Genomic DNA, 22,952 nt, shown 5'->3' on the forward strand with positions numbered 1-22,952 from the left:
TCGATTCAGATTTGGCCAAAGCGGCCGGAGTTAAAATCGCGTACGGCTTCAGCGATTTCTTGTTTCGTGTTCATTACAAATGGACCGTAACCTACAATCGGCTCGTTCAACGGTTCTCCAGAAAGCAGCAGCACGCTGGCGTCGCTGGAGGCTTCAATATGCAGCGTTTTCCCCTGCTGGCTCAGCACCACCAGTTGCGCTTCGCTGGCAGACGTAGTGCCGTTTACGGTGATATTCCCTTTCAATACCACTAGGGCAGTGCTCCATCCTTCCGGCTGTGACAACGTGAGCTGATGATTACGTTGCAAACGCATATCCCAGACGTTCAGCGGCGAGAAGGTATGTGCCGGGCCTTTTGTATCCTGATAGCTGCCCGCAATCACACGAACGCTCCCTGCTTCATCAGGCAGGGCGACAGTGGGGATCACATCGCTGCTGATGCCCTGGTAACCCGGAACGGCCATTTTGTCTTTTGCTGGCAGATTGACCCACAGCTGTACCATTTCCAGTTCGCCACCCTGACGGGTAAATTCAGGTGAATGGAACTCTTCGTGCAATATTCCTGCTCCTGCGGTCATCCACTGCACGTCGCCGGGGCCGATAATGCCGCCGCGACCGGTTGAATCACGGTGTTCAACTTCGCCGCTGTAAACGATGGTCACCGTCTCAAAACCACGGTGAGGGTGTTCGCCTACGCCGCGTTTATCGTTACCCGGCGTAAACGTATGTGGACCGGCGTAATCCAGCAGCAGGAACGGACTTAGTTGCTCAGCATGAGACTGGTAAGAAAACATCGAGCGAACCGGAAATCCATCGCCAACCCAGTGTGGGCGAGGTGCGGTGTAGACGCCTGTTACTTGTTTCATATGTGTCTCCTCTGTGGCGTTATCTTGATGTGAATAAGCTTATATTCATGACAGCGAGCTGAGTAGTAGCTAAAATAGTCCTCACTGTCTCATAAATAGGACAATTAGATGACAAAGCCGGATCTCAATGATTTTGCATGGTTTGTGCATGTTGTAGAGGAAGGGGGATTCGCGGCGGCGGGTCGGGCGCTTGATGAACCGAAATCAAAACTAAGCCGACGGATAGCGCAACTGGAAGAGACGCTGGGAGTTCGACTGATTCAGCGAACCACCCGCCAGTTTAACGTGACGGAAGTTGGGCAAACCTTTTACGAGCACTGTAAGGCGATGCTGGTGGAAGCGCAGGCAGCGCAGGATGCGATTGCCGCGTTACAGGTTGAACCGCGTGGCGTGGTGAAGTTGACGTGTCCGGTCACGCTGCTGCATGTGCATATCGGGCCAATGCTTGCCCGTTTTATGGCGCGTTATCCTGACGTATCAGTGCAACTGGAGGCCACTAACCGCCGCGTGGACGTTGTTGGAGAGGGCCTGGACGTGGCGATTCGCGTCAGGCCCCGACCATTTGAGGATAGCGACCTGGTGATGCGTGTGCTGGCGGACAGGGGACATCGTTTGTATGCCAGCCCGCAGTTAATAGAGCAAATGGGAACGCTACATTCTCCGGCGGAGCTGACGCGTTGGCCGGGCCTGAGTCTGGCGACGGGTAAACATGTGCATCGTTGGGAGTTATTCGGGCCGCAGGGCGCACGTGCGGAGGTGCATTTTACGCCGCGTATGATCACCACCGATATGCTGGCGTTACGTGAAGCCGCAGTTGCCGGTGTTGGGGTAGTTCAACTTCCACAGCTGATGGTAAAAGATCAAGTAGCCGCGGGTGAACTGGTGGCATTGCTCGACGGCTGGGAACCGAAGCGAGAAATAATTCACGCAGTCTTTCCATCACGCAGGGGATTATTGCCGTCAGTACGCACATTAGTGGATTTCTTAACGGAAGAATATGCGCGGATGATTGAGGATTAAATACCTGACCTTGGCCCACAAAAAAGGCCGGTTAAACCGACCTTTTATTATCTGGACGCCATTCGGGCGTTAAAAACAATCAGCGACTACGGAAGACAATGCGGCCTTTGCTCAGGTCGTACGGGGTCAGCTCAACAGTCACTTTGTCGCCCGTCAGGATGCGGATATAGTTTTTACGCATTTTACCGGAGATGTGTGCAGTAACCACGTGACCGTTTTCTAACTCTACGCGGAACATGGTATTAGGTAACGTATCGAGAACGGTACCCTGCATTTCAATATTGTCTTCTTTGGCCATCTAATCCTCTGGGGTATCACTACCGTAATTTGAACCGGCAAGATAATGCCGAAGTTCTTTTAATAAGTAAAGATTTGTGCGTTTAAAACACAGCAAATCGGGTTTGGCGCATTACTCTAACCACACACGGCAAAGCCGCACTTAAAGCGCAACGTGTAAGGGAACGAGGAGATAAACGATAGGCGTTGCCTGACGCGAACTGTTCCTTAACGGCGGCGGGGTAATGGGCTAAACCAACTCTGCGCGACAATTATAACACCCCGACAAAAAATGTGCCGAAAACATTCACCCCTGAGGCGAAAATAACGTCCTGGGAACCCAGAAATGGCTCGGTAGCCGCTGCTGGCGCAGTCTGCTCAGGTGTTCAAGGTACTCCCGACGTGGGGTTTCGACGGCGCCCAGCGAAGCTGTGTGGCTATTTAATACCTGGCAATCGATTAATTTTCCGCCCTGACGGATAAATTCAGCGCAAAAAACAAGCAGTGCGGTTTTGGACGCATTTTCCTGACGGCTGAACATTGATTCGCCACAAAATAGCGTACCTTGCGCCACGCCATACATACCGCCCACTAATTCATTTTGTCGCCATACTTCAATGGAGTGCGCATGGCCCAGCTCGTGCAGGCGATGGTAGGCGTCCACTACATCATGCGTTATCCAGGTACCTTCTTCCCGGTCGTTCGCGCAGCCTTCAATCACCTGACCGAACGCGTAATTGAGCGTCACGCGATAAGGCGAGTTTTTATGAAAACGTTTCATGCTGCGGCTGAGATGAAATTTCTCGGGCCAAAGAATGGCGCGTGGATCGGGCGACCACCAAAGGATGGGGTCGCCAGGTGAAAACCACGGGAAAATTCCGCGCTGGTAGGCCATTAACAGTCGGGCTGGACTGAGATCACCGCCAAGCGCCAACAAACCGTTAGGCTCGCGTAAAGCGCCTTCCGGTGAAGGGAAGGCTATAGAATGGCGGGACAATTGCACCAGGCGCATGACAGCGAAACTCCACTACGCGAGTTTGATCGTTCAATAATAGCTTACAGACGTTGCTTAAACTGGTAATAACGCCCCTGCCGGGCTAACAAATCTGCGTGATTACCTTGCTCAATAATGTGTCCGTTGTCCATCACTATTATTTGATCAAAACGTGACAAGCCGCGCAGACGATGTGTCACCATCAGTACGGTTTTATCGCGCATGACATCGCCAATTAATTCAAGCATTTGGCTTTCTGTTGTGGCATCAAGCCCTTCGGTCGGTTCATCCAGCAGCATAAGTGGGGCATCGTGCAATAAGGCGCGGGCGATAGCCAGACGACGGAGTTCGCCGCCAGAAAGCTGACGACCGCCTTCGCCTAACCAGGCATTGAGTCCATCACCCTCTAGCAGTTTGTCCAGACCGACGCGGCACAGCATTGCGGATAATGTGTCATCACTGGCGTGCGGTGCTGCCAGCAGCAGGTTATCGCGAAGCGTCGCGCTGAACAGGTGCACGCGCTGTGGCACGACGCTGATGCTCTGGCGCAGCGTGGTTTCACTGAGGGCTGAAATCGGCTGCTCATTAATCAGAATTTCGCCGTGCTGCGGATCCCATGCGCGGGTCAGCAATTGTAGTAACGTTGACTTACCGCAGCCGGTGCGACCGAGAATCGCAATGTGTTCACCGGGCTGAGCCTGCAGCGAAAGGGTGTCGAGTGCTTTTTGTGTTTGCCCCGGATAGCTGAATGAAACATCGTGTAGCGTGAGAGTAACCTGCTCAGAAACTGGAGAACCGGCATCCGGGAAGGTGACTTCTGGCTGTTGTTCGGTCAGTTCGGTGATGCGCAGCGCAGAGGCAATAACCTGTCCGAGATGCTGAAACGCCCCGGTGACGGGTGCCAAAGCTTCAAACGCGGCCAGCGCACAGAAGACAAACAGCGCGATCAGTGCGCCAGGCTGGGTATTGCCACCCACGCCGCCTGAGGCCATCCATAACATTACAACCACTGCCAGTGCGCCGACTAACAGCATGACCGCCTGTGATAGCGCCGTTAATTCAGACTGACGTCGTTGGGCTTCGTGCCACTGCAACTCGGTGGCTTCCATTTGGGCGCGGTAACGTTCACTGGCGCCAAAGATGGTCAGTTCAGCCTGGCCCTGCAGCCAGGATGTTAACTGCTGACGATACTGCCCACGTAAATGCGTCAAGCTTTGCCCGGTGCTTTTACCTGCCTGATAAAAGAGTGGGGGCAAGATAAATAAGGTCAGCAGCATAATACCGCCGAGAGTGATAGCCAGCGTGAAATCGAGAACGCTTAGCCCCAGCGTGACCACCATGATGACGACAAAAGCACCCACAAGCGGGGAGAGCACGCGCAAATAGAGATGATCGAGCGTGTCGACATCTGCCACCACGCGGTTAAGCAATTCACCTTGTCCATAACGGGACAGGCCAGCAGGGGAGAGCGGCAGCAGTTTGCTGAAGGTATAAATACGCAAATGTTGCAGCACGCGGAACGTCGCGTCGTGGCTGACCAGCCGCTCGAAATAGCGGCCCGCGGTTCGGGTGATTGCCGCACCGCGCACCCCGGCAGCAGGGAGCATATAGTTAAAACTGTAAATCCCGGTGACACCCACCACAGCAGAAGCCGACAGGAACCAGCCGGAAAGCGTCAGCAAACCAATACTTGCCAGCAGTGTGACGATCGCCAGAACGATCCCCAGGGTTAACATCCATTTGTGACGTTTATACAGCGTCAGATAAGGTAGCAAAGCGCGCATTTAGATGTCCTCCTGACGATGAGCCAGTAATGTCGCAAACGCCCCGTTGGCTGCGCTAAGTTCGGCATAAGTGCCTTGTTCAACGATCTGTCCGTCCTGCATCACCCAGATAACGTCCCAGTCGGCAAGATCTTCAAGTTGGTGTGTCACCATCAGCGTGGTCTGGCGGCGTGATGCTGCTTTCAATGCCTGCATCACGCGTTGTTCGCTATGTGCATCAAGGCTGGCGGCGGGCTCGTCAAGCAGCAACAACTGACATGGATTGAGTAAGGCGCGAGCCACGGCAACGCGCTGCGCTTGTCCGACAGAAAGTCGAGCAGCCTGATCGCCTACTGGTGTATCCACACCCTGTGGCAGAAGTGGTAAAAACTCACTGACCCAGGCGCTGTCGAGTGCGGCTTGCAGCTGTTCTTCGCTGGCATCGGGGCGAGCGAGCAGCACGTTATCGCGTAACGTGGCGGCAGGGAGCTGCGGATTTTGTCCAACCCAGGACAGCTGTTTGCGCCAGCAATCAGGCGACAGGTCGCGCAGCTCAAAGCCGTTAATCCGCAGCGATCCCTGATAAGAGAGAAAACCGGACAGGACATTGAGCAACGAACTTTTGCCGGAGCCGCTGCGGCCAACCAGCACAGCGCGTTGGCCCGCTGGCAGGGTAAAGTTGAGCGGACCTGCAAGCACTTTACCTTCCGGCGAGGTGATGACCAGATCTTCTGCTTCAATTGAAACTGCGTCTTTTGTAGTCAGCTCAATATCGCCACGCTCAGGATGTGCAAGCGGGGTTTCCATGAAGGTTTTCAGACTGTCTGCTGCACCAACGGCTTGTGCTTTGGCGTGATAAAACGTGCCCAGATCGCGCAGGGGTTGGAAAAATTCCGGCGCCAGAATGAGCGCCAGGAAGCCAGCAGCCAATGTGACGCCCGTCCCGTAGTGGCCAAAATCGAGTTCACCGAGGTAGGAAAAACCGAAGTAAACCGCGACCAGTGCGATGGACAGGGAGGTAAAGAACTCAAGGACACCGGATGACAGAAACGCCAGGCGCAGGACTTCCATGGTGCGCTGGCGGAAATCCTGTGACGCTGCGCGGATGCTTTCTGTTTCAGCTTCACCGCGGCCAAAGATTCTTAGCGTTTCCATGCCCCGCAGGCGATCGAGGAAATGGCCACTGAGGCGAGCAAGAGCCTGAAAGTTGCGGCGGTTAGCATCGGCTGCACCCATACCAACCATCGCCATAAACAACGGGATCAGCGGGGCAGTTCCAAGCAGAATAAGGGCGGCTACCCAGTTTGACGGGAATACCGCCGCCACGATCAATAAGGGGACGCATACGGCCAGCGCCATTTGCGGCAGATAACGTGCATAGTAATCATGCATGTCATCAATCTGTTCCAGGATTAGCGTAGCCCAGCTCCCGGCTGGTTTGCCTTGTATCCAGGCGGGACCTGCTTGTTGCAGACGGTCAAGCACCTGTCGGCGAATCTCAAAGCGGATATGTTGGCCAGCATGAAACCCGACACGTTCGCGTAACCAGACGACCCATGCCCGCAGGATGAAAATCAATACCAGCACAATGAAAGGGAGCAGAAGCGCCTCTCTGGGGATATTGTCCATGATCATATGGTCGAGAATTCGGGCCATGAGCCAGGCCTGAGCGACAATTAACAGGCCGCTCACGAACCCCAACAGGCGTGAAATGTTCAGCCATCGTTGGGAAATTACACTTTGCTGTTTTAACCAGCGGGTCAGCTCTTTTTGACGGGTTTTATTCATTGCACGCTTAGCAGGTGAGTTATTGGAATTTTTGGGCAGGACAATGTTACAACGAGGCAAAAATAAAGGCGACTTATAGTCGCCTTTTTTACTTTTGTTACTGATTTGTAAAACTTATTTGCAAGCGTCTGCCAGACCGTCGAGATAACGCTCTGCGTCAAGCGCAGCCATACAACCGGTGCCTGCTGAAGTGATCGCCTGGCGATAAATATGGTCCATCACGTCACCGGCGGCGAATACACCCGGAATGCTGGTTTGGGTGGCGTTACCATGAATACCGGACTGAACTTTGATGTAGCCATTTTCCAGTTCAAGCTGACCGTCAAAAATGGCGGTATTCGGGCTGTGACCGATAGCGACAAACAACCCTGCAACGTCAAGTGACTCGACGTTGTCAGTGTTTTGCGTATCGCGCAGGCGCAGTCCGGTTACGCCCATTTGATCGCCGGTCACTTCTTCCAGTGTGCGGTGGGTATGCAGCACGATGTTGCCGTTTTCGACTTTATCCATCAAACGCTTGATCAGGATTTTTTCGGCGCGGAAGCTGTCGCGACGGTGAATCAAATGCACTTCAGATGCGATATTCGCCAGGTACAGCGCTTCTTCAACAGCGGTGTTGCCGCCGCCGATCACCGCAACTTTTTGGTTACGGTAGAAGAAACCGTCGCAGGTCGCGCAGGCGGAAACGCCACGGCCTTTGAAGGCTTCTTCTGAAGGCAGACCCAGGTAGCGTGCTGACGCACCGGTGGCGATGATCAGTGCGTCACAGGTGTATTCACCGCTGTCGCCGGTCAGACGGAAAGGGCGGTTTTGCAGATCAACTTTGCTGATATGATCAAAAATAATTTCAGTTTCAAATTTGGTCGCATGTTCGTGCATGCGTTCCATCAGCAATGGGCCTGTGAGATCGTGCGGATCGCCAGGCCAGTTCTCCACTTCTGTTGTTGTGGTCAACTGACCACCTTTTTCCATACCGGTAATCAGTACCGGTTGCAGGTTCGCGCGTGCAGCGTAGACCGCAGCGGTATACCCCGCAGGGCCAGAGCCCAGAATAAGAAGTTTACTGTGTTTGGTTGCGCCCATGAGATCCCCATAGTTGTTAGCAGGCAATGAGCAGGATTGTAGGGAATTTACAGGCGTAAAAAAAGAGTATGGCGATTTTGTTAACAATATGTGTAATAGCGGGAACCGATGAACGGCAGAATTAGTCGTAATACTATAACGATTTCTACTTAAAATCGGTCAGTTATAAGGTGATAAAATGACGATTTTCCATCACTGCGAATGAATAACTGGCATGTTGTACTAAAAATCGATGTTTTGCTTTGACAATCCCCTGCTGTTTTGCGAAAACATTCAAGGAAGAAAAAAACTGTGTCATGTATGTGCTGCATAATCATGCATGTAGATACCATGTTTACCGTGTTAGCGAAATCTACGCATGGTGTGGACAGATGCCATTCGTGATGTCGATAGCCGCCGACAGGCAACGGTCTTCTCACCATAAACCCAGACATTGCGAACCGAAAATCCCTCTGGGTTGCGGTTTATTTTGATGGGTAGCGACTCTGAACAGTGATGTTGGTAGAGTCAGGCAGGAGTAGGGAAGGAATACAGAGAGACAATAATAATGGTAGATAGTAAGAAGCGCCCTGGCAAAGATCTCGACCGTATCGATCGTAACATTCTTAATGAGCTGCAAAAGGATGGGCGTATTTCTAACGTCGAGCTTTCTAAACGTGTGGGACTTTCACCAACGCCCTGCCTTGAGCGTGTGCGTCGGTTGGAAAGACAGGGTTTTATTCAGGGCTATACAGCGCTGTTAAACCCGCATTATCTGGATGCATCACTTCTGGTTTTTGTTGAGATTACTCTGAATCGTGGCGCCCCGGATGTGTTTGAACAATTTAACTCTGCAGTACAAAAACTTGAAGAAATTCAAGAGTGTCATTTGGTTTCCGGTGATTTCGACTATTTGCTGAAAACACGCGTACCGGATATGTCGGCATACCGTAAGCTGTTGGGGGAAACCCTGCTGCGTCTGCCTGGCGTGAATGACACACGTACTTATGTAGTAATGGAAGAAGTCAAACAGAGCAATCGTCTGGTAATTAAGACGCGCTAACACGGAACAGGTGCAAAATCGACGCAGTTTGATTACACTCCTGTTAATCCATACAGCAACAGTGCCGGGGCAACCCGGTGCTGTTGTCCGTTTTAGCATCGGGCAGGAAAAGCCCGAAACCTGGAGAGCCGTTTTTGAGCCAGGAATACACTGAAGACAAAGACGTCACATTGACGAAGTTAAGCAGCGGGCGCCGACTTCTGGAAGCGCTACTGATCCTTATTGCCCTTTTTGCCGTCTGGTTGATGGCTGCCTTACTCAGCTTTAACCCTTCGGATCCCAGTTGGTCGCAAACCGCGTGGCATGAGCCTATCCATAATCTGGGCGGAATACCTGGTGCATGGCTGGCGGATACGCTGTTCTTTATTTTTGGCGTCATGGCCTACACCATCCCCGTCATCATTGTCGGTGGCTGCTGGTTTGCCTGGCGACATCAGGCCAGCGACGAATACGTCGATTATTTTGCCGTCTCGCTACGCATTATTGGCGTTCTGGCGCTGATTCTCACTTCCTGCGGGCTGGCCGCAATTAACGCCGATGACATCTGGTATTTCGCCTCTGGCGGCGTGATCGGCAGTCTGCTCAGCACCACGCTACAACCATTGCTGCACAGCAGCGGCGGCACGCTGACATTGTTGTGCGTTTGGGCAGCGGGATTAACGCTGTTCACCGGTTGGTCATGGGTGAGCATTGCGGAAAAACTGGGCGGCTGGTTACTCAATATCCTGACGTTTGCCAGCAACCGTACCCGCCGCGACGATACCTGGGTCGATGACGAAGAGTATGAAGACGAAGAAGAGTCTGTCGACGCCGCTGATGGCAAACCCCATGAATCGCGCCGAGCTCGTATCCTGCGCGGTGCGTTAGCGCGCCGTAAACGTCTGGCGGAGAAATTTACCAACCCGCTTGGTCGTCATACCGATGCGGCGCTGTTCTCCGGCAAACGCATGGATGATGAAGACGAAATTGAATACAGCGCCCGTGGCGTGGTTGCCGATCCTAATGATGTGCTGTTTTCCGGTAATCGCGCGACGCTGCCTGAATATGACGAACTTGATCCACTGCTTAACGGCCACTCGGTGACCGAGCCTGTGGCTGCAGCAGCTGCAGCTACAACAGCCGCTCAGGCCTGGAGCGCACCGGTCGATCCGTTACTGCAAACGTCACCCGTGACCAACACTGTTATGGAGCAACCGGTCCCAACCGTGGCCTGGCAACCCGTGCCTGGCCCGCAAACCGGTGATGCCGCGATTGCACCAGCGCCTGAAGGTTATCCGCAGCCAGCCCAGTACGCGCAACCTCCGGTGCAGCAGCCGTATGAGCCATGGCAACAACCGGTTGTGGAGCAGAGTCCGCAGCCGCAATATTACGCACAGCAGCCCGTTGAACCTGTTTATACGCAGCCTGTCGCGCCGCAGCCGGAACCTGTTTATCAGCCGGAGCCCGTGCTGCAACCTGTCTATCAACAGGATCCGACCTCTCAACAGAACGCCGCATTCCAGCAGCCTGGTTATCAGCCGGAGCCTGTGCAGCAACCTGTTTATCAGCAGGATCCAACTTTTCAACAGAGCACTACGTTCCAGCAGCCTGTGGTTGAACAACCAACAGTGGTGGAACCTGAGCCGGTGGTTGAAGAAGTTAAACCGACTCGTCCGCCGCTCTATTACTTTGAAGAAGTCGAAGAGAAACGTGCGCGTGAGCGTGAGCAACTGGCCGCATGGTATCAACCGATCCCAGAACCTGCTCAGGAGCCTGAGCGTGTTAAGCCGTCTACGCCGTCTATGCCGACGACTGCATCCATACCGCCCGTTGAGTCTGTTGCTGCCGTTGCACCGCTGGCCGCTGGCGTAAAAAGCGCCGCGTTAGGGGCAGGTGCCGCTGCCGCAGCACCTGTCTTTAGCCTTGCAGGCAGCGGTACGCCGCGTCCGCAGGTGAAAGAGGGCATTGGCCCGCAGTTGCCGCGTCCGAATCGTGTGCGCGTGCCTACTCGTCGTGAGCTGGCTTCATATGGAATAAAACTGCCGTCACAGCGTATGGCTGAAGAGAAAGCGCGCGAAGAGCAGCTTGATACAGATGCGTACAGTGACGATGAAATGGATGCAATGCAGCAGGACGAGCTGGCACGTCAGTTCGCTCAGTCGCAGCAGCATCGTTATGGCGAAGAGTATCAGGACGATACCCACCAGACTGATGACGAAGATTCAGCCGCAGAAGCGGAACTGGCTCGCCAGTTTGCTTCTTCTCAGCAGCAGCGTTATTCCGGTGAACAGCCTGTCGGAGCGAATCCGTTCTCCCTCGATGACTTTGAATTTTCGCCAATGAAAACGCTGGTGGATGAGGGGCCGCATGAGCCGCTGTTTACGCCTGGCGTAATGCCGGAGCCCGCGCCGCAGTACCAGGAACCAGTTGCGCCGCAGCAGCATTATCAGCAACCGGCGCAGCCAGTTGCACCGCAACAGCACTATCAGCAACCGGCACAGCCAGTTGCACCACAGCAGCATTATCAGCAACCAGCGCAGCCTGTTGCATCGCAGCAGCATTATCAACAGCCAGCGCAGCCAGTTGCACCGCAGCAGCATTATCAGCAGCCAGCGCAGCCTGTTACACCGCCGCCGCAGGATAGTCTGATCCATCCGCTGCTGATGCGTAATGGGGATAGTCGTCCGGCGCACCGTCCAAGCACGCCGCTGCCATCGTTAGATCTGCTCACGCCGCCGCCGAGCGAAGTTGAGCCGATAGATACGTTCGCACTGGAACAAATGGCACGTCTGGTGGAAGCGCGTCTGGCGGATTTCCGCATTAAAGCCGATGTGGTGAACTATTCTCCTGGCCCGGTGATTACCCGCTTTGAGCTTAATCTGGCTCCAGGGGTTAAAGCAGCGCGTATTTCTAACCTGTCACGAGATCTGGCGCGTTCATTGTCGACCGCGGCGGTACGTGTGGTCGAGGTTATTCCAGGCAAACCGTATGTCGGACTAGAGTTACCGAACAAAAAACGTCAAACCGTTTATCTGCGTGAAGTGCTGGATAACGCTAAATTCCGTGATAACTCATCTCCGCTGACTGTGGTGCTGGGCAAAGATATTGCGGGCGAACCGGTGGTGGCCGATCTGGCTAAAATGCCGCACCTGCTGGTGGCGGGGACAACCGGTTCTGGTAAGTCTGTTGGGGTGAACGCCATGATCCTCAGCATGCTGTACAAAGCGCAGCCGGAAGACGTTCGCTTTATCATGATTGACCCGAAAATGCTGGAGCTTTCTGTTTATGAAGGTATTCCGCATCTGCTGACTGAAGTTGTGACCGACATGAAAGATGCCGCTAATGCCTTGCGTTGGAGCGTCAATGAAATGGAACGTCGCTACAAACTGATGTCGGCGCTTGGCGTGCGTAACCTTGCCGGTTATAACGATAAGATTGCTGAAGCCGCCCGTATGGGACGTCCGATTCCAGACCCATACTGGAAGCCGGGCGACAGCATGGATGTTCAGCATCCGGTGCTGGAAAAACTGCCGTATATCGTGGTGTTGGTGGATGAATTCGCAGACCTGATGATGACCGTTGGCAAAAAGGTGGAAGAACTGATCGCTCGTCTGGCGCAAAAAGCGCGTGCGGCGGGTATCCACCTGGTGCTGGCAACCCAGCGACCGTCAGTTGACGTTATCACTGGTCTGATTAAAGCGAACATCCCGACTCGTATCGCATTTACAGTGTCCAGTAAAATTGACTCGCGTACCATCCTTGACCAGGGCGGCGCGGAATCGCTGTTGGGTATGGGTGACATGCTTTATTCTGCACCAAACTCGACGATCCCTGTGCGTGTACACGGCGCCTTTGTACGCGATGAAGAAGTTCACGCGGTGGTGCAGGACTGGAAAGCGCGCGGCCGTCCACAATACGTTGATGGCATTACCTCTGACAGCGAAAGCGAAGGCGGCGGTGGCGGCTTTGATGGTGGCGAAGAACTGGATCCGCTGTTCGATCAGGCGGTGAACTTTGTTACTCAGAAACGCAAAGCCTCAATCTCCGGCGTCCAGCGTCAGTTCCGTATCGGTTACAACCGAGCGGCGCGCATCATCGAACAGATGGAAGCGCAGGGAATAGTCAGCGAACAAGGGCATAATGGTAATCGTGAAGTGCTGGCTCCGCCGCCCTTCGAATGATTGCAAAGTTAAGTAATTCAGTATTTTCTACTTTCCTCATGCTGATTTTTGGCCTGAAATGGATAGCAGAGGGATCTCCCCGTTGGGAGTGACGTATTTTGAGGAATAACGATGAAAAGAATCGCAATCACCTGTGCATTACTGTCTAGCTTTGTGGTGAGCAGCGTCTGGGCTGATGCTGCCAGCGACCTGAAAAGCCGTCTGGATAAAGTCAGTAGCTTCCATGCCAGCTTTACTCAGAAGGTCACGGACGGTAGCGGCGCGGCGGTGCAGGAAGGTCAGGGCGACTTATGGGTTAAACGCCCTAATCTGTTTAACTGGCATATGACGCAGCCTGACGAGAGCATCCTGGTTTCCGATGGTAAAACGCTGTGGTTCTTTAACCCGTTTGTTGAGCAGGCGACTGCGACCTGGTTGAAAGACGCCACGGGCAACACGCCGTTTATGCTGATTGCGCGTAACCAGGCCAGCGACTGGCAACAGTACAACATTAAGCAAAACGGCGATGATTTCGTGCTGACGCCAAAAACCAGCAGCGGTAACCTGAAGCAGTTTACTATCAATGTTGGCCGGGACGGGACGATCCATCAGTTCAGTGCCGTTGAGCAAGACGATCAGCGCAGCAGCTATCAGCTGAAATCTCAGCAGAATGGTGCGATTGAACCTTCGAAATTCACCTTTACCCCGCCGCAAGGTGTAACGGTTGACGATCAACGTAAGTAGAGGCGTGTGAGTGAGCAATCTGTCGCTCGACTTTTCTGATAATACCTTTCAGCCACTGGCCGCACGTATGCGGCCAGAAAATTTAGCGCAGTACATCGGCCAGCAGCATCTGCTGGCTGCGGGTAAACCCTTGCCGCGTGCCATCGAGGCCGGGCACCTGCACTCTATGATTTTATGGGGTCCGCCGGGGACGGGGAAAACCACGCTAGCCGAAGTTATTGCCCGTTACGCTAACGCCGATGTTGAACGAATTTCGGCGGTCACGTCTGGTGTAAAAGAAATTCGTGAAGCGATTGAGCGGGCGCGTCAGAATCGTAACGCGGGTCGACGTACGATCCTGTTCGTGGACGAAGTTCACCGTTTTAATAAAAGCCAACAGGATGCGTTTTTACCGCATATTGAAGACGGTACCATCACGTTTATTGGCGCCACCACTGAAAATCCCTCGTTTGAACTGAACTCGGCACTGTTGTCGCGGGCGCGTGTTTATTTACTGAAATCGTTAACCACCGACGATATTGAACAGGTGCTGGACCAGGCGATGTCAGATAAAGCCCGTGGTTACGGTGGTCAGGATATCGTACTGCCACCAGAGACGCGTCGGGCGATTGCCGAACTGGTGAATGGCGACGCGCGGCGAGCGCTGAATACGCTGGAAATGATGGCCGATATGGCCGAAGTTGATGATTCTGGCAAGCGCGTATTGAAACCAGAATTGCTCACTGAAATTGCCGGTGAACGCAGCGCACGCTTCGATAATAAAGGCGATCGTTTTTACGATCTCATCTCCGCATTACACAAATCGGTTCGCGGCAGCGCCCCGGATGCGGCACTTTATTGGTATGCGCGCATCATTAGTGCAGGCGGTGACCCGCTGTATGTTGCCCGTCGCTGTCTGGCCATTGCCTCTGAAGATGTCGGCAATGCCGATCCTCGCGCCATGCAGGTGGCAATTTCCGCATGGGACTGCTTTACCCGCGTGGGACCCGCGGAAGGTGAACGAGCGATTGCACAGGCGATTGTTTATCTGGCCTGCGCGCCGAAAAGTAATGCGGTTTACACCGCCTTTAAAGCCGCGCTGGCTGATGCCCGCGAACGTCCGGATTACGACGTGCCGGTTCACCTGCGCAATGCGCCAACTAAGCTGATGAAAGAAATGGGCTATGGTCAGGAGTATCGTTACGCCCATGATGAACCAAATGCCTACGCCGCCGGAGAAGAGTACTTCCCGCAGGAAATGGCACAAACGCGCTATTATCACCCCACAAACAGAGGTCTTGAAGGCAAGATTGGCGAAAAGCTCGCCTGGCTCGCCGGACAGGATCAAAATAGCCCTATAAAACGCTACCGTTAGTGTTATCGTTGCGGTAATGTTGTCTCTGTATCCCTGTGACCGCAGGCTGTGGTCACTTTCTCCTATTTTAATTCGATAAGCACAGGATAAGCATGCTCGATCCCAATCTGCTGCGTAATGAGCCAGACGCAGTCGCAGAAAAACTGGCAAGCCGGGGCTTTAAGCTGGATGTAGATAAGCTGCGCGCTCTTGAAGAGCGTCGTAAAGTTCTGCAGGTACAAACTGAAAACCTGCAGGCAGAGCGTAACTCTCGATCGAAATCCATCGGCCAGGCAAAAGCGCGCGGGGAAGATATCGAGTCTTTACGTCTGGAAGTGAACAAACTGGGCGAAGAGCTGGATGCCGCGAAAGCTGAACTTGATACCTTACAGGCCGAGATCCGCGACATTGCGCTGACCATTCCTAACCTGCCAGCGGACGACGTTCCGGTGGGTAAAGATGAAAATGACAACGTTGAAGTCAGCCGTTGGGGTACGCCGCGTGAGTTTGATTTCGAAGTGCGCGATCACGTTACCCTGGGTGAAATGCACACAGGTCTTGATTTTGCCGCTGCGGTTAAGCTTACCGGCTCTCGTTTCGTCGTGATGAAAGGGCAGATCGCGCGCATGCACCGTGCGCTGTCTCAGTTCATGCTGGATCTGCATACCGAACAGCATGGTTACAGCGAAAACTACGTTCCGTATCTGGTTAACCATGACACGCTGTACGGAACAGGGCAACTGCCGAAATTTGCTGGCGATCTGTTCCACACCCGTCCGCTGGATGAAGAAGCTGACAGCAGCAACTATGCGCTGATCCCAACGGCAGAAGTTCCGCTGACCAACCTGGTTCGCGACGAAATCATTGACGAAGATGCGCTGCCGATCAAAATGACCGCGCATACGCCGTGCTTCCGTTCTGAAGCAGGTTCTTACGGTCGTGATACCCGTGGTCTGATCCGTATGCACCAGTTCGATAAAGTTGAAATGGTGCAGATCGTTCGCCCGGAAGACTCTATGGACGCGCTGGAAGAGATGACCGGCCATGCTGAGAAGGTTCTTCAGCTGCTGGGCCTGCCGTACCGTAAGATCATCCTGTGCACAGGCGACATGGGCTTCGGCGCATGCAAAACGTACGATCTGGAAGTGTGGATCCCGGCGCAGAACACCTATCGCGAAATCTCCTCTTGCTCCAACGTGTGGGATTTCCAGGCTCGTCGTATGCAGGCGCGTTGCCGCAGCAAATCCGACAAAAAGACCCGTTTAGTACATACGCTGAACGGTTCCGGTCTGGCGGTTGGACGTACGCTGGTTGCGGTGATGGAAAACTATCAGCAGGCTGATGGCCGTATTCAGGTTCCGGAAGTGTTACGTCCGTACATGAATGGCCTGGAGTTTATCGGTTAAGCTACCTTTCTTTGCTAAAAAAGCGCCTCAGGGCGCTTTTTTTATGCCCGTTTGACGTCGGACAATAACGCCTACCTCCATAGGAGTAATACTGCCTTCGAATGAAAGTCAGTATATATCTCTGTCTTTTCGCAAATTCGGTATCTACAAGTCTGTATATCGATATTAACGCTATATAAAAATCTATATAACGAGTATTTCTCTTTTGTTTATTGTGAGCAGCAGAGTGAGCCACTATGAAAACTAAGATCCCCGATGCCATGCTGGCAGCTGAGGTTAGTCGCCGAGGTTTGGTGAAAACGACGGCGATAGGCGGACTGGCGGTGGCCAGTAGCGCGTTTACCCTGCCATTTACCCGTATTGCAAATGCTGCAGAAGCCCTTAATCCGACACAGGCCAATGAGAAAGTCATCTGGAGCGCGTGTACGGTGAACTGTGGTAGCCGCTGTCCTCTGCGTATGCACGTGGTAGACGGTGAAATAAAGTATGTTGAAACCGACAACACCGGTGATGACAACTATGACGGCTTGCACCAGGTACGCGCCTGTCTGCGTGGTCGCTCCATGCGTCGTCGCGTTTATAATCCCGACCGTCTGAAATACCCGATGAAACGTGTCGGTAAACGTGGCGAAGGGAAATTTGAGCGTATCAGCTGGGATGAAGCCTACGACATCATTGCCAGCAATATGCAGCGTCTTATCAAAGACTACGGCAACGAGTCTATCTATCTGAACTACGGCACAGGTACGCTGGGCGGCACCCTGACACGCTCCTGGCCGCCAGGCAAAACGCTGGTAGCACGTCTGATGAACTGCTGTGGCGGCTACCTGAACCACTACGGTGACTACTCTTCAGCACAAATCGCTGCCGGGTTGAACTACACCTACGGCGGCTGGGCAGACGGTAACAGCCCGTCCGACATTGAAAACAGCAAGCTGGTGGTTCTGTTCGGGAATAACCCAGGTGAAACCCGTATGAGCGGGGGTGGGGTAACCTATTACCTTGAACAGGCGCGACAGAAATCCAATGCCCGCATGATTATTATCGATCCTCGCTACACGGATACCGGCGCGGGTCGTGAAGATGAATGGATCCCGATCCGCCCAGGTACCGATGCGGCATTGGTGAATGGTCTGGCGTATGTGCTGATCACCGAAAACATGGTTGATCAACCGTTCCTTGATAAATACTGCGTGGGTTACGACGAGAAAACCTTACCGGCCGACGCACCGAAAAACGGTCACTATAAGGCGTATATTCTTGGGCAGGGCAAAGACGGTATCGCCAAGACCCCGGAATGGGCAGCGCAAATTACCGGTATTCCTGCTGATCGAATCGTCAAACTGGCACGTGAAATCGGTAGCGCTAAACCGGCATATATCAGTCAGGGGTGGGGACCGCAGCGCCATGCTAACGGTGAAATAGCGACCCGTGCCATTTCTATGCTGGCAATCCTTACCGGTAACGTTGGGATTAACGGCGGCAACAGCGGGGCGCGTGAGGGCTCATACAGTTTGCCGTTTGAACGTATGCCTACGCTGGAAAACCCAGTCGAAACCAGCATCTCTATGTTTATGTGGACGGACGCCATTGAGCGAGGTCCGGAGATGACGGCGCTGCGTGACGGTGTTCGTGGCAAAGATAAGCTCGATGTTCCGATTAAGATGATCTGGAACTATGCCGGTAACTGTCTGATTAACCAGCACTCTGATATCAACCGCACACATGAAATCCTACAGGATGATAAGAAGTGCGAGATGATCGTTGTCATCGACTGTCATATGACCTCCTCGGCGAAATACGCGGATATTTTGCTGCCGGACTGCACCGCTTCGGAGCAGATGGACTTCGCACTGGATGCCTCCTGCGGAAATATGTCGTATGTGATTTTCACCGATCAGGCGATCAAACCACGCTTCGAATGCAAGACTATCTACCAGATGACCAGCGAGCTAGCGAAACGCCTTGGTGTTGAGCAGCAGTTTACAGAAGGTCGTACTCAGGAAGAGTGGATGCGTCATCTGTACGAGCAGTCGCGCAAAGCCATTCCTGAACTGCCAACGTTTGAAGAATTCCGCAAGCAGGGGATCTTTAAACAGCGCGACCCGCAGGGACATCACGTGGCCTACAAGGCGTTCCGTGAGGATCCTAACGCCAATCCGCTGACCACGCCGTCAGGTAAGATCGAAATTTACTCGCAGCAGCTTGCCGAGATCGCGTCAACCTGGGAACTGCCGGAAGGTGATGTGATTGATCCACTGCCGATTTATACCCCAGGCTTTGAGAGCTTAAACGATCCGCTGGTGGAGAAATTCCCTCTGCAGTTGACCGGCTTCCACTATAAGTCTCGCGTCCACTCGACCTATGGCAACGTGGATGTTCTGAAAGCATCCTGCCGCCAGGAAATGTGGATCAACCCGATGGATGCCCAGCGACGCGGCATTAACAACGGCGACAAGGTGCGCATCTTTAACGATCGTGGTGAGGTGCACATCGAGGCGAAAGTAACGCCGCGTATGATGCCTGGCGTGGTGGCATTGGGCGAAGGGGCGTGGTATGACCCGGACGCAAAACGCGTGGACCAGGGCGGTTGTATTAACGTCCTGACGACCCAGCGTCCGTCTCCTCTCGCGAAGGGGAACCCATCACACACGAACCTTGTTCAGGTTGAAAAGGTGTAAGGAGTAACCGATGACAACCCAGTATGGATTTTTTATTGATTCCAGCCGTTGCACCGGTTGCAAAACCTGCGAACTGGCGTGCAAAGATTTCAAAAATTTAACCCCTGAAGTCAGCTTCCGCCGCATTTATGAGTACGCCGGCGGTGACTGGCAGGAAGACAACGGCGTCTGGCATCAGAACGTCTTTGCCTATTACCTCTCCATTGCGTGTAACCACTGTGAAGACCCGGCCTGTACCAAAGTGTGTCCGAGCGGTGCGATGCACAAACGTGAAGATGGCTTTGTCGTTGTCGATGAAGATGTGTGCATCGGCTGCCGCTATTGCCACATGGCCTGTCCTTACGGCGCACCACAGTACAATGCTGACAAAGGGCACATGACCAAATGCGATGGCTGCCATGAGCGCGTCGCTGAAGGTAAGAAACCTATTTGCGTCGAGTCCTGTCCACTGCGTGCGCTGGATTTTGGCCCAATTGATGAACTGCGCAAAAAACACGGTACTTTGGCTGCGGTTGCGCCATTGCCGGGCGCGCACTTTACCAAACCGAGCATTGTCATCAAACCTAACGCCAATAGCCGCCCGACCGGGGATACCACAGGTTATCTGGCTAATCCGAAGGAGGTGTAAGATGGGAAGTGGATGGCATGAATGGCCGCTGATGATCTTCACGGTCTTCGGACAGTGTGTGGTTGGCGGTTTTATTGTTCTGGCGCTGGCGTTGATGAAAGGGGGCTTACGCCCAGAATCGCAGCAACGCGTAATTACCTGCATGTTTGGGCTGTGGGTATTAATGGGCATTGGATTTATTGCTTCCATGCTCCATTTGGGCTCACCGATGCGCGCCTTTAACTCACTCAATCGCGTTGGATCATCTGCGTTGAGTAACGAAATTGCCAGCGGCTCACTCTTCTTTGCCGTTGGCGGTATCGGCTGGCTGCTGGCTATGTTGAAGAAAATGTCGCCCGCATTACGCAATCTGTGGTTAGTTGTCACCATGGTGCTGGGTGTGGTTTTTGTCTGGATGATGGTGCGCGTGTATAACACCATCGATACTGTACCGACCTGGTACAGCGTCTGGACACCGCTGGGCTTCTTCCTGACGATGTTTATGGGCGGTCCGCTGCTGGGATATCTGTTACTGAGAATTGCTGGCGTGGATGGTTGGGCGATGCGCCTGCTGCCGGCTATATCAGTGCTTGCTCTGGTCGTGAGTGCCATCATGTCGGTAATGCAGGGGACTGAACTGGCGACAATCCACAGTTCGATTCAACAGGCCTCTGCGCTGGTTCCGGATTACGGTTCGCTGATGGCGTGGCGGATCGTGGCGCTGGCGTTAGCGTTGTGCTGCTGGATAGTACCGCAAGTGAAGGGTTACCAGCCTGCCGTTCCGTTGCTTTCCGTCGCGTTTATTCTGCTGTTAGTCGGCGAGCTGATTGGTCGTGGCGTGTTCTACGGGCTGCATATGACCGTCGGTATGGCGGTGGCGAGTTAATCCATAATATGCCGGATGGCGCCTCGTGCTTTATCAAGCCTACAATATCCGTAGGCCTTCAAGCTGCGCGCTATCCGGCTACATGTCAGGCCAGGGTTTTGCCCCAGTCTTTACTTCTGCTTAGTTAACGTGTCATAGCTGGTCATCAGATTGCGATAATCCGGAATGTGATTAGAGAACAACGTCGCCAGACCTTCGATATCGTTGCGCCAGTCGCGGTGCAGTTCGCATGCTACTCCGAACCATGTCATCAATTGAGCGCCTGCTTGAGACATCCGATCCCATGCTGAATGGCGGGTAATTTCATTAAACGTGCCTGAAGCATCGGTGACAACAAAGACGTCAAAACCTTCTTCAATAGCCGAGAGCGCTGGGAAAGCGACGCAAACTTCCGTCACGACACCAGCGATAATCAGCTGCTTTTTGCCGGTCGCTTTTACTGCTTTCACGAAATCTTCGTTATCCCATGCGTTAATGTTTCCTGGGCGAGCAATGTAGGGCGCATCCGGAAATTGAGCTTTCAGTTCCGGTACCAGCGGTCCGTTTGGTCCTGTCTCAAAACTGGTTGTCAGAATGGTTGGGAGGTTGAAGTATTTTGCTAAGTCACCGAGCGCAAGCACGTTGTTTTTAAATTTATCGGGATCGATATCCCGAACCAGAGAGAGCAGGCCAGCCTGATGGTCGACCAGCAGTACTGCCGCATTGTCTTTATCAAGTCTTACGTAAGGTTTAGTCATGGTATTTCTCCTGTTCAGTATCAGTGGGGGAAATTTGATGAGTTTAAGTCTACGAAAAGAACGATATTTGGATTAGATAGATAAATAAGAACTCACTGTTCTATTTTGAAGACAATGCAGCTCAGCATCCCGCATAGAGTTTAGTAAGAAATAAAAGTAAGGGGAGTCCATGAAATTTTTCGACTGAACGTAACGCGAGATTTTTGTTTTAGATCAATAAAAACAAGCAGATGTGTTTTTGTATTTTTTATCTATTCACATTAAGAATCAGTAATGCAAATCGATCGACCAGAAAGCGCCTCAGCCCTCTGATTCCGCCGATTGACAATGTTTTTAGCAGTGGCATGATGCGCATGAAATTTGAACTTCCTCACGGTTTTTATTCATGTCCACCTATACCCGTCCCGTCATGCTATTGCTGTGCGGGCTACTTCTGTTGACCCTGGCGATCGCCGTGTTAAACACGCTCGTCCCGCTTTGGCTCGCCCATGAAAATCTGCCTACCTGGCAGGTAGGCGTGGTGAGCTCGTCTTACTTTACCGGTAATCTGGTAGGGACGTTGCTGACAGGGTATTTAATAAAACACCTTGGTTTTAACCGCAGCTATTACATCGCCTCGCTTATTTTTGCCGCGGGCTGTGTTGGGCTGGGGATTATGGTGGGATTCTGGAGCTGGATGACATGGCGTTTTATCGCCGGTGTTGGCTGCGCCATGATCTGGGTGGTCGTGGAAAGCGCGCTGATGTGCAGCGGGACGTCACGTAATCGCGGACGGTTACTTGCCGCCTATATGATGATCTATTACGTGGGAACGTTTTTAGGCCAACTGCTGGTTAGTAAAGTATCAACAGAATTGATGAACGTCCTACCGTGGGTGACGGGTACTATCCTGGCGGGTGTTTTGCCACTGCTCTTTACGCGCATTGCTAATCAGCAGGGCGATGAACAGCAGTCTACGCCTATTGTCTCCATGCTGAGGTTACGTCAGGCGCGCCTGGGCGTTAATGGCTGCATTATTTCCGGGATCGTGCTGGGGTCTTTGTATGGCCTGATGCCGCTGTATCTCAACCATCAGGGGGTGAGCAACGCCAGCATTGGTTTCTGGATGGCGGTTCTGGTAAGTGCCGGTATTCTGGGGCAATGGCCGATTGGCCGTCTGGCGGATAAGCTGGGACGTCTGCTGGTTTTACGCGTCCAGGTCTTCGTGGTGATCGTCGGGAGTATCGCCATGCTGAACCAGGCGGCGATGGCGCCCGCGTTGTTTATGTTGGGTGCGGCAGGCTTTACCCTCTATCCGGTCGCGATGGCCTGGGCCTGTGAAAAGGTGGAACATCATCAGTTGGTCGCCATGAATCAGGCATTGCTATTGAGCTATACCGTGGGCAGTCTGCTGGGACCTTCGTTTACTGCGATGCTGATGCAGAATTATTCAGATAGCTTGCTGTTTATCATGATCGCCAGCGTATCGTTTATTTATTTACTAATGCTGCTGCGTAAGACGGGCCATACGCCCAATTCTATTGCGCACATTTGACCTGATTTAACAGAATATGAACAGGTTCCCATACATACTGTTTATGTATGCTT

Annotated in this window: 17 protein-coding genes; 10 read left to right on the forward strand and 7 right to left on the reverse strand. The window is 53.1% G+C overall.

The features are described from left to right. Nucleotides 1-5: 5 nt before the first annotated feature. Nucleotides 6-866: a pirin family protein gene (locus OGX97_RS11005; RefSeq protein WP_103015121.1), complete on the reverse strand. Its 861-nt coding sequence runs from the start codon at nucleotides 864-866 to the stop codon at nucleotides 6-8. A gap of 108 nt (nucleotides 867-974) precedes the next feature. Between OGX97_RS11005 and OGX97_RS11010 the strand changes: the two genes are divergently transcribed. Next, nucleotides 975-1,886 carry a LysR family transcriptional regulator gene (locus tag OGX97_RS11010; RefSeq protein WP_003831675.1) on the forward strand — a complete coding sequence of 304 codons (912 nt, stop codon included), beginning with the start codon at nucleotides 975-977 and terminating at the stop codon, nucleotides 1,884-1,886. Between the two features lie 79 nt (nucleotides 1,887-1,965). Here the strand turns inward: OGX97_RS11010 and infA are convergent, their stop codons facing one another. From infA to trxB, 5 genes are all read right to left on the reverse strand, one after another. Then, nucleotides 1,966-2,184 (reverse strand): translation initiation factor IF-1, encoded by a 219-nt coding sequence (infA, locus tag OGX97_RS11015; RefSeq protein WP_002211347.1) that lies wholly within the window; start codon nucleotides 2,182-2,184, stop codon nucleotides 1,966-1,968. Nucleotides 2,185-2,469: 285 nt separating this feature from the next. Continuing rightward, the gene (aat, locus tag OGX97_RS11025) at nucleotides 2,470-3,174 is read right to left on the reverse strand and encodes a leucyl/phenylalanyl-tRNA--protein transferase (protein ID WP_032948928.1); all 705 of its coding nucleotides are present in this window, start codon (nucleotides 3,172-3,174) and stop codon (nucleotides 2,470-2,472) included. A gap of 44 nt (nucleotides 3,175-3,218) precedes the next feature. After that, nucleotides 3,219-4,940: a heme ABC transporter ATP-binding protein/permease CydC gene (gene cydC, locus OGX97_RS11030; RefSeq protein ID WP_128611538.1), complete on the reverse strand. Its 1,722-nt coding sequence runs from the start codon at nucleotides 4,938-4,940 to the stop codon at nucleotides 3,219-3,221. Beyond that, nucleotides 4,941-6,707, reverse strand: a complete 1,767-nt coding sequence (gene cydD, locus OGX97_RS11035) for a heme ABC transporter permease/ATP-binding protein CydD (RefSeq protein ID WP_003831887.1) — start codon at nucleotides 6,705-6,707, stop codon at nucleotides 4,941-4,943. A 114-nt stretch (nucleotides 6,708-6,821) separates the two neighbouring features. After that, entirely contained in the window at nucleotides 6,822-7,790 is a 969-nt protein-coding gene (gene trxB, locus OGX97_RS11040) for a thioredoxin-disulfide reductase (protein ID WP_003831889.1), read from the reverse strand. A 547-nt stretch (nucleotides 7,791-8,337) separates the two neighbouring features. Between trxB and lrp the strand changes: the two genes are divergently transcribed. The 8 genes from lrp to OGX97_RS11080 all read left to right on the forward strand — a co-directional run bounded on the left by lrp (nucleotide 8,338) and on the right by OGX97_RS11080 (nucleotide 20,628). After that, a complete protein-coding gene (gene lrp / locus OGX97_RS11045; RefSeq protein WP_002439523.1) occupies nucleotides 8,338-8,832 on the forward strand; it encodes a leucine-responsive transcriptional regulator Lrp in 495 nt (164 codons plus the stop codon). 134 nt (nucleotides 8,833-8,966) lie between these two features. Beyond that, a complete protein-coding gene (gene ftsK / locus OGX97_RS11050) occupies nucleotides 8,967-12,992 on the forward strand; it encodes a DNA translocase FtsK (RefSeq protein WP_235124422.1) in 4,026 nt (1,341 codons plus the stop codon). 111 nt (nucleotides 12,993-13,103) lie between these two features. After that, entirely contained in the window at nucleotides 13,104-13,715 is a 612-nt protein-coding gene (lolA, locus tag OGX97_RS11055; protein WP_003831898.1) for an outer membrane lipoprotein chaperone LolA, read from the forward strand. Nucleotides 13,716-13,725: 10 nt separating this feature from the next. Further along, complete coding sequence (gene rarA / locus OGX97_RS11060; RefSeq protein ID WP_003836910.1) at nucleotides 13,726-15,069, forward strand: replication-associated recombination protein RarA; 1,344 nt, start codon at nucleotides 13,726-13,728, stop codon at nucleotides 15,067-15,069. Between the two features lie 92 nt (nucleotides 15,070-15,161). Further along, entirely contained in the window at nucleotides 15,162-16,454 is a 1,293-nt protein-coding gene (gene serS / locus OGX97_RS11065) for a serine--tRNA ligase (RefSeq protein WP_003831902.1), read from the forward strand. 236 nt (nucleotides 16,455-16,690) lie between these two features. Further along, a complete protein-coding gene (dmsA, locus tag OGX97_RS11070) occupies nucleotides 16,691-19,135 on the forward strand; it encodes a dimethylsulfoxide reductase subunit A (protein ID WP_008784257.1) in 2,445 nt (814 codons plus the stop codon). Nucleotides 19,136-19,145: 10 nt separating this feature from the next. After that, entirely contained in the window at nucleotides 19,146-19,763 is a 618-nt protein-coding gene (dmsB, locus tag OGX97_RS11075; protein ID WP_003831905.1) for a dimethylsulfoxide reductase iron-sulfur subunit DmsB, read from the forward strand. 1 nt (nucleotide 19,764) lies between these two features. Beyond that, complete coding sequence (locus tag OGX97_RS11080) at nucleotides 19,765-20,628, forward strand: dimethyl sulfoxide reductase anchor subunit family protein (RefSeq protein WP_003831906.1); 864 nt, start codon at nucleotides 19,765-19,767, stop codon at nucleotides 20,626-20,628. Nucleotides 20,629-20,738: 110 nt separating this feature from the next. Here OGX97_RS11080 and ycaC read toward each other — a convergent pair whose 3' ends face one another. After that, a complete protein-coding gene (gene ycaC / locus OGX97_RS11085) occupies nucleotides 20,739-21,365 on the reverse strand; it encodes an isochorismate family cysteine hydrolase YcaC (RefSeq protein ID WP_003035746.1) in 627 nt (208 codons plus the stop codon). A gap of 385 nt (nucleotides 21,366-21,750) precedes the next feature. Between ycaC and OGX97_RS11090 the strand changes: the two genes are divergently transcribed. Further along, complete coding sequence (locus OGX97_RS11090; RefSeq protein WP_003831907.1) at nucleotides 21,751-22,899, forward strand: MFS transporter; 1,149 nt, start codon at nucleotides 21,751-21,753, stop codon at nucleotides 22,897-22,899. Nucleotides 22,900-22,952: the final 53 nt, after the last annotated feature.

The organism is Citrobacter sp. Cpo061, from assembly GCF_030332845.1.
Lineage (GTDB): Bacteria > Pseudomonadota > Gammaproteobacteria > Enterobacterales > Enterobacteriaceae > Citrobacter > Citrobacter portucalensis.

What these genes read in the sequence shown, in the direction of transcription:
- aat (WP_032948928.1), bottom strand. Translation starts at nt 3,174, where the DNA reads ATGCGCCTGGTGCAATTGTCCCGCCATTCTATAGCCTTCCCTTCACCG.
- trxB (WP_003831889.1), bottom strand. Translation starts at nt 7,790, where the DNA reads ATGGGCGCAACCAAACACAGTAAACTTCTTATTCTGGGCTCTGGCCCT.
- OGX97_RS11080 (WP_003831906.1), top strand. Translation starts at nt 19,765, where the DNA reads ATGGGAAGTGGATGGCATGAATGGCCGCTGATGATCTTCACGGTCTTC.
- infA (WP_002211347.1), bottom strand. Translation starts at nt 2,184, where the DNA reads ATGGCCAAAGAAGACAATATTGAAATGCAGGGTACCGTTCTCGATACG.
- dmsA (WP_008784257.1), top strand. Translation starts at nt 16,691, where the DNA reads ATGAAAACTAAGATCCCCGATGCCATGCTGGCAGCTGAGGTTAGTCGC.
- OGX97_RS11005 (WP_103015121.1), bottom strand. Translation starts at nt 866, where the DNA reads ATGAAACAAGTAACAGGCGTCTACACCGCACCTCGCCCACACTGGGTT.
- lrp (WP_002439523.1), top strand. Translation starts at nt 8,338, where the DNA reads ATGGTAGATAGTAAGAAGCGCCCTGGCAAAGATCTCGACCGTATCGAT.
- cydC (WP_128611538.1), bottom strand. Translation starts at nt 4,940, where the DNA reads ATGCGCGCTTTGCTACCTTATCTGACGCTGTATAAACGTCACAAATGG.
- serS (WP_003831902.1), top strand. Translation starts at nt 15,162, where the DNA reads ATGCTCGATCCCAATCTGCTGCGTAATGAGCCAGACGCAGTCGCAGAA.
- OGX97_RS11090 (WP_003831907.1), top strand. Translation starts at nt 21,751, where the DNA reads ATGTCCACCTATACCCGTCCCGTCATGCTATTGCTGTGCGGGCTACTT.
- OGX97_RS11010 (WP_003831675.1), top strand. Translation starts at nt 975, where the DNA reads ATGACAAAGCCGGATCTCAATGATTTTGCATGGTTTGTGCATGTTGTA.
- dmsB (WP_003831905.1), top strand. Translation starts at nt 19,146, where the DNA reads ATGACAACCCAGTATGGATTTTTTATTGATTCCAGCCGTTGCACCGGT.
- ycaC (WP_003035746.1), bottom strand. Translation starts at nt 21,365, where the DNA reads ATGACTAAACCTTACGTAAGACTTGATAAAGACAATGCGGCAGTACTG.
- lolA (WP_003831898.1), top strand. Translation starts at nt 13,104, where the DNA reads ATGAAAAGAATCGCAATCACCTGTGCATTACTGTCTAGCTTTGTGGTG.
- cydD (WP_003831887.1), bottom strand. Translation starts at nt 6,707, where the DNA reads ATGAATAAAACCCGTCAAAAAGAGCTGACCCGCTGGTTAAAACAGCAA.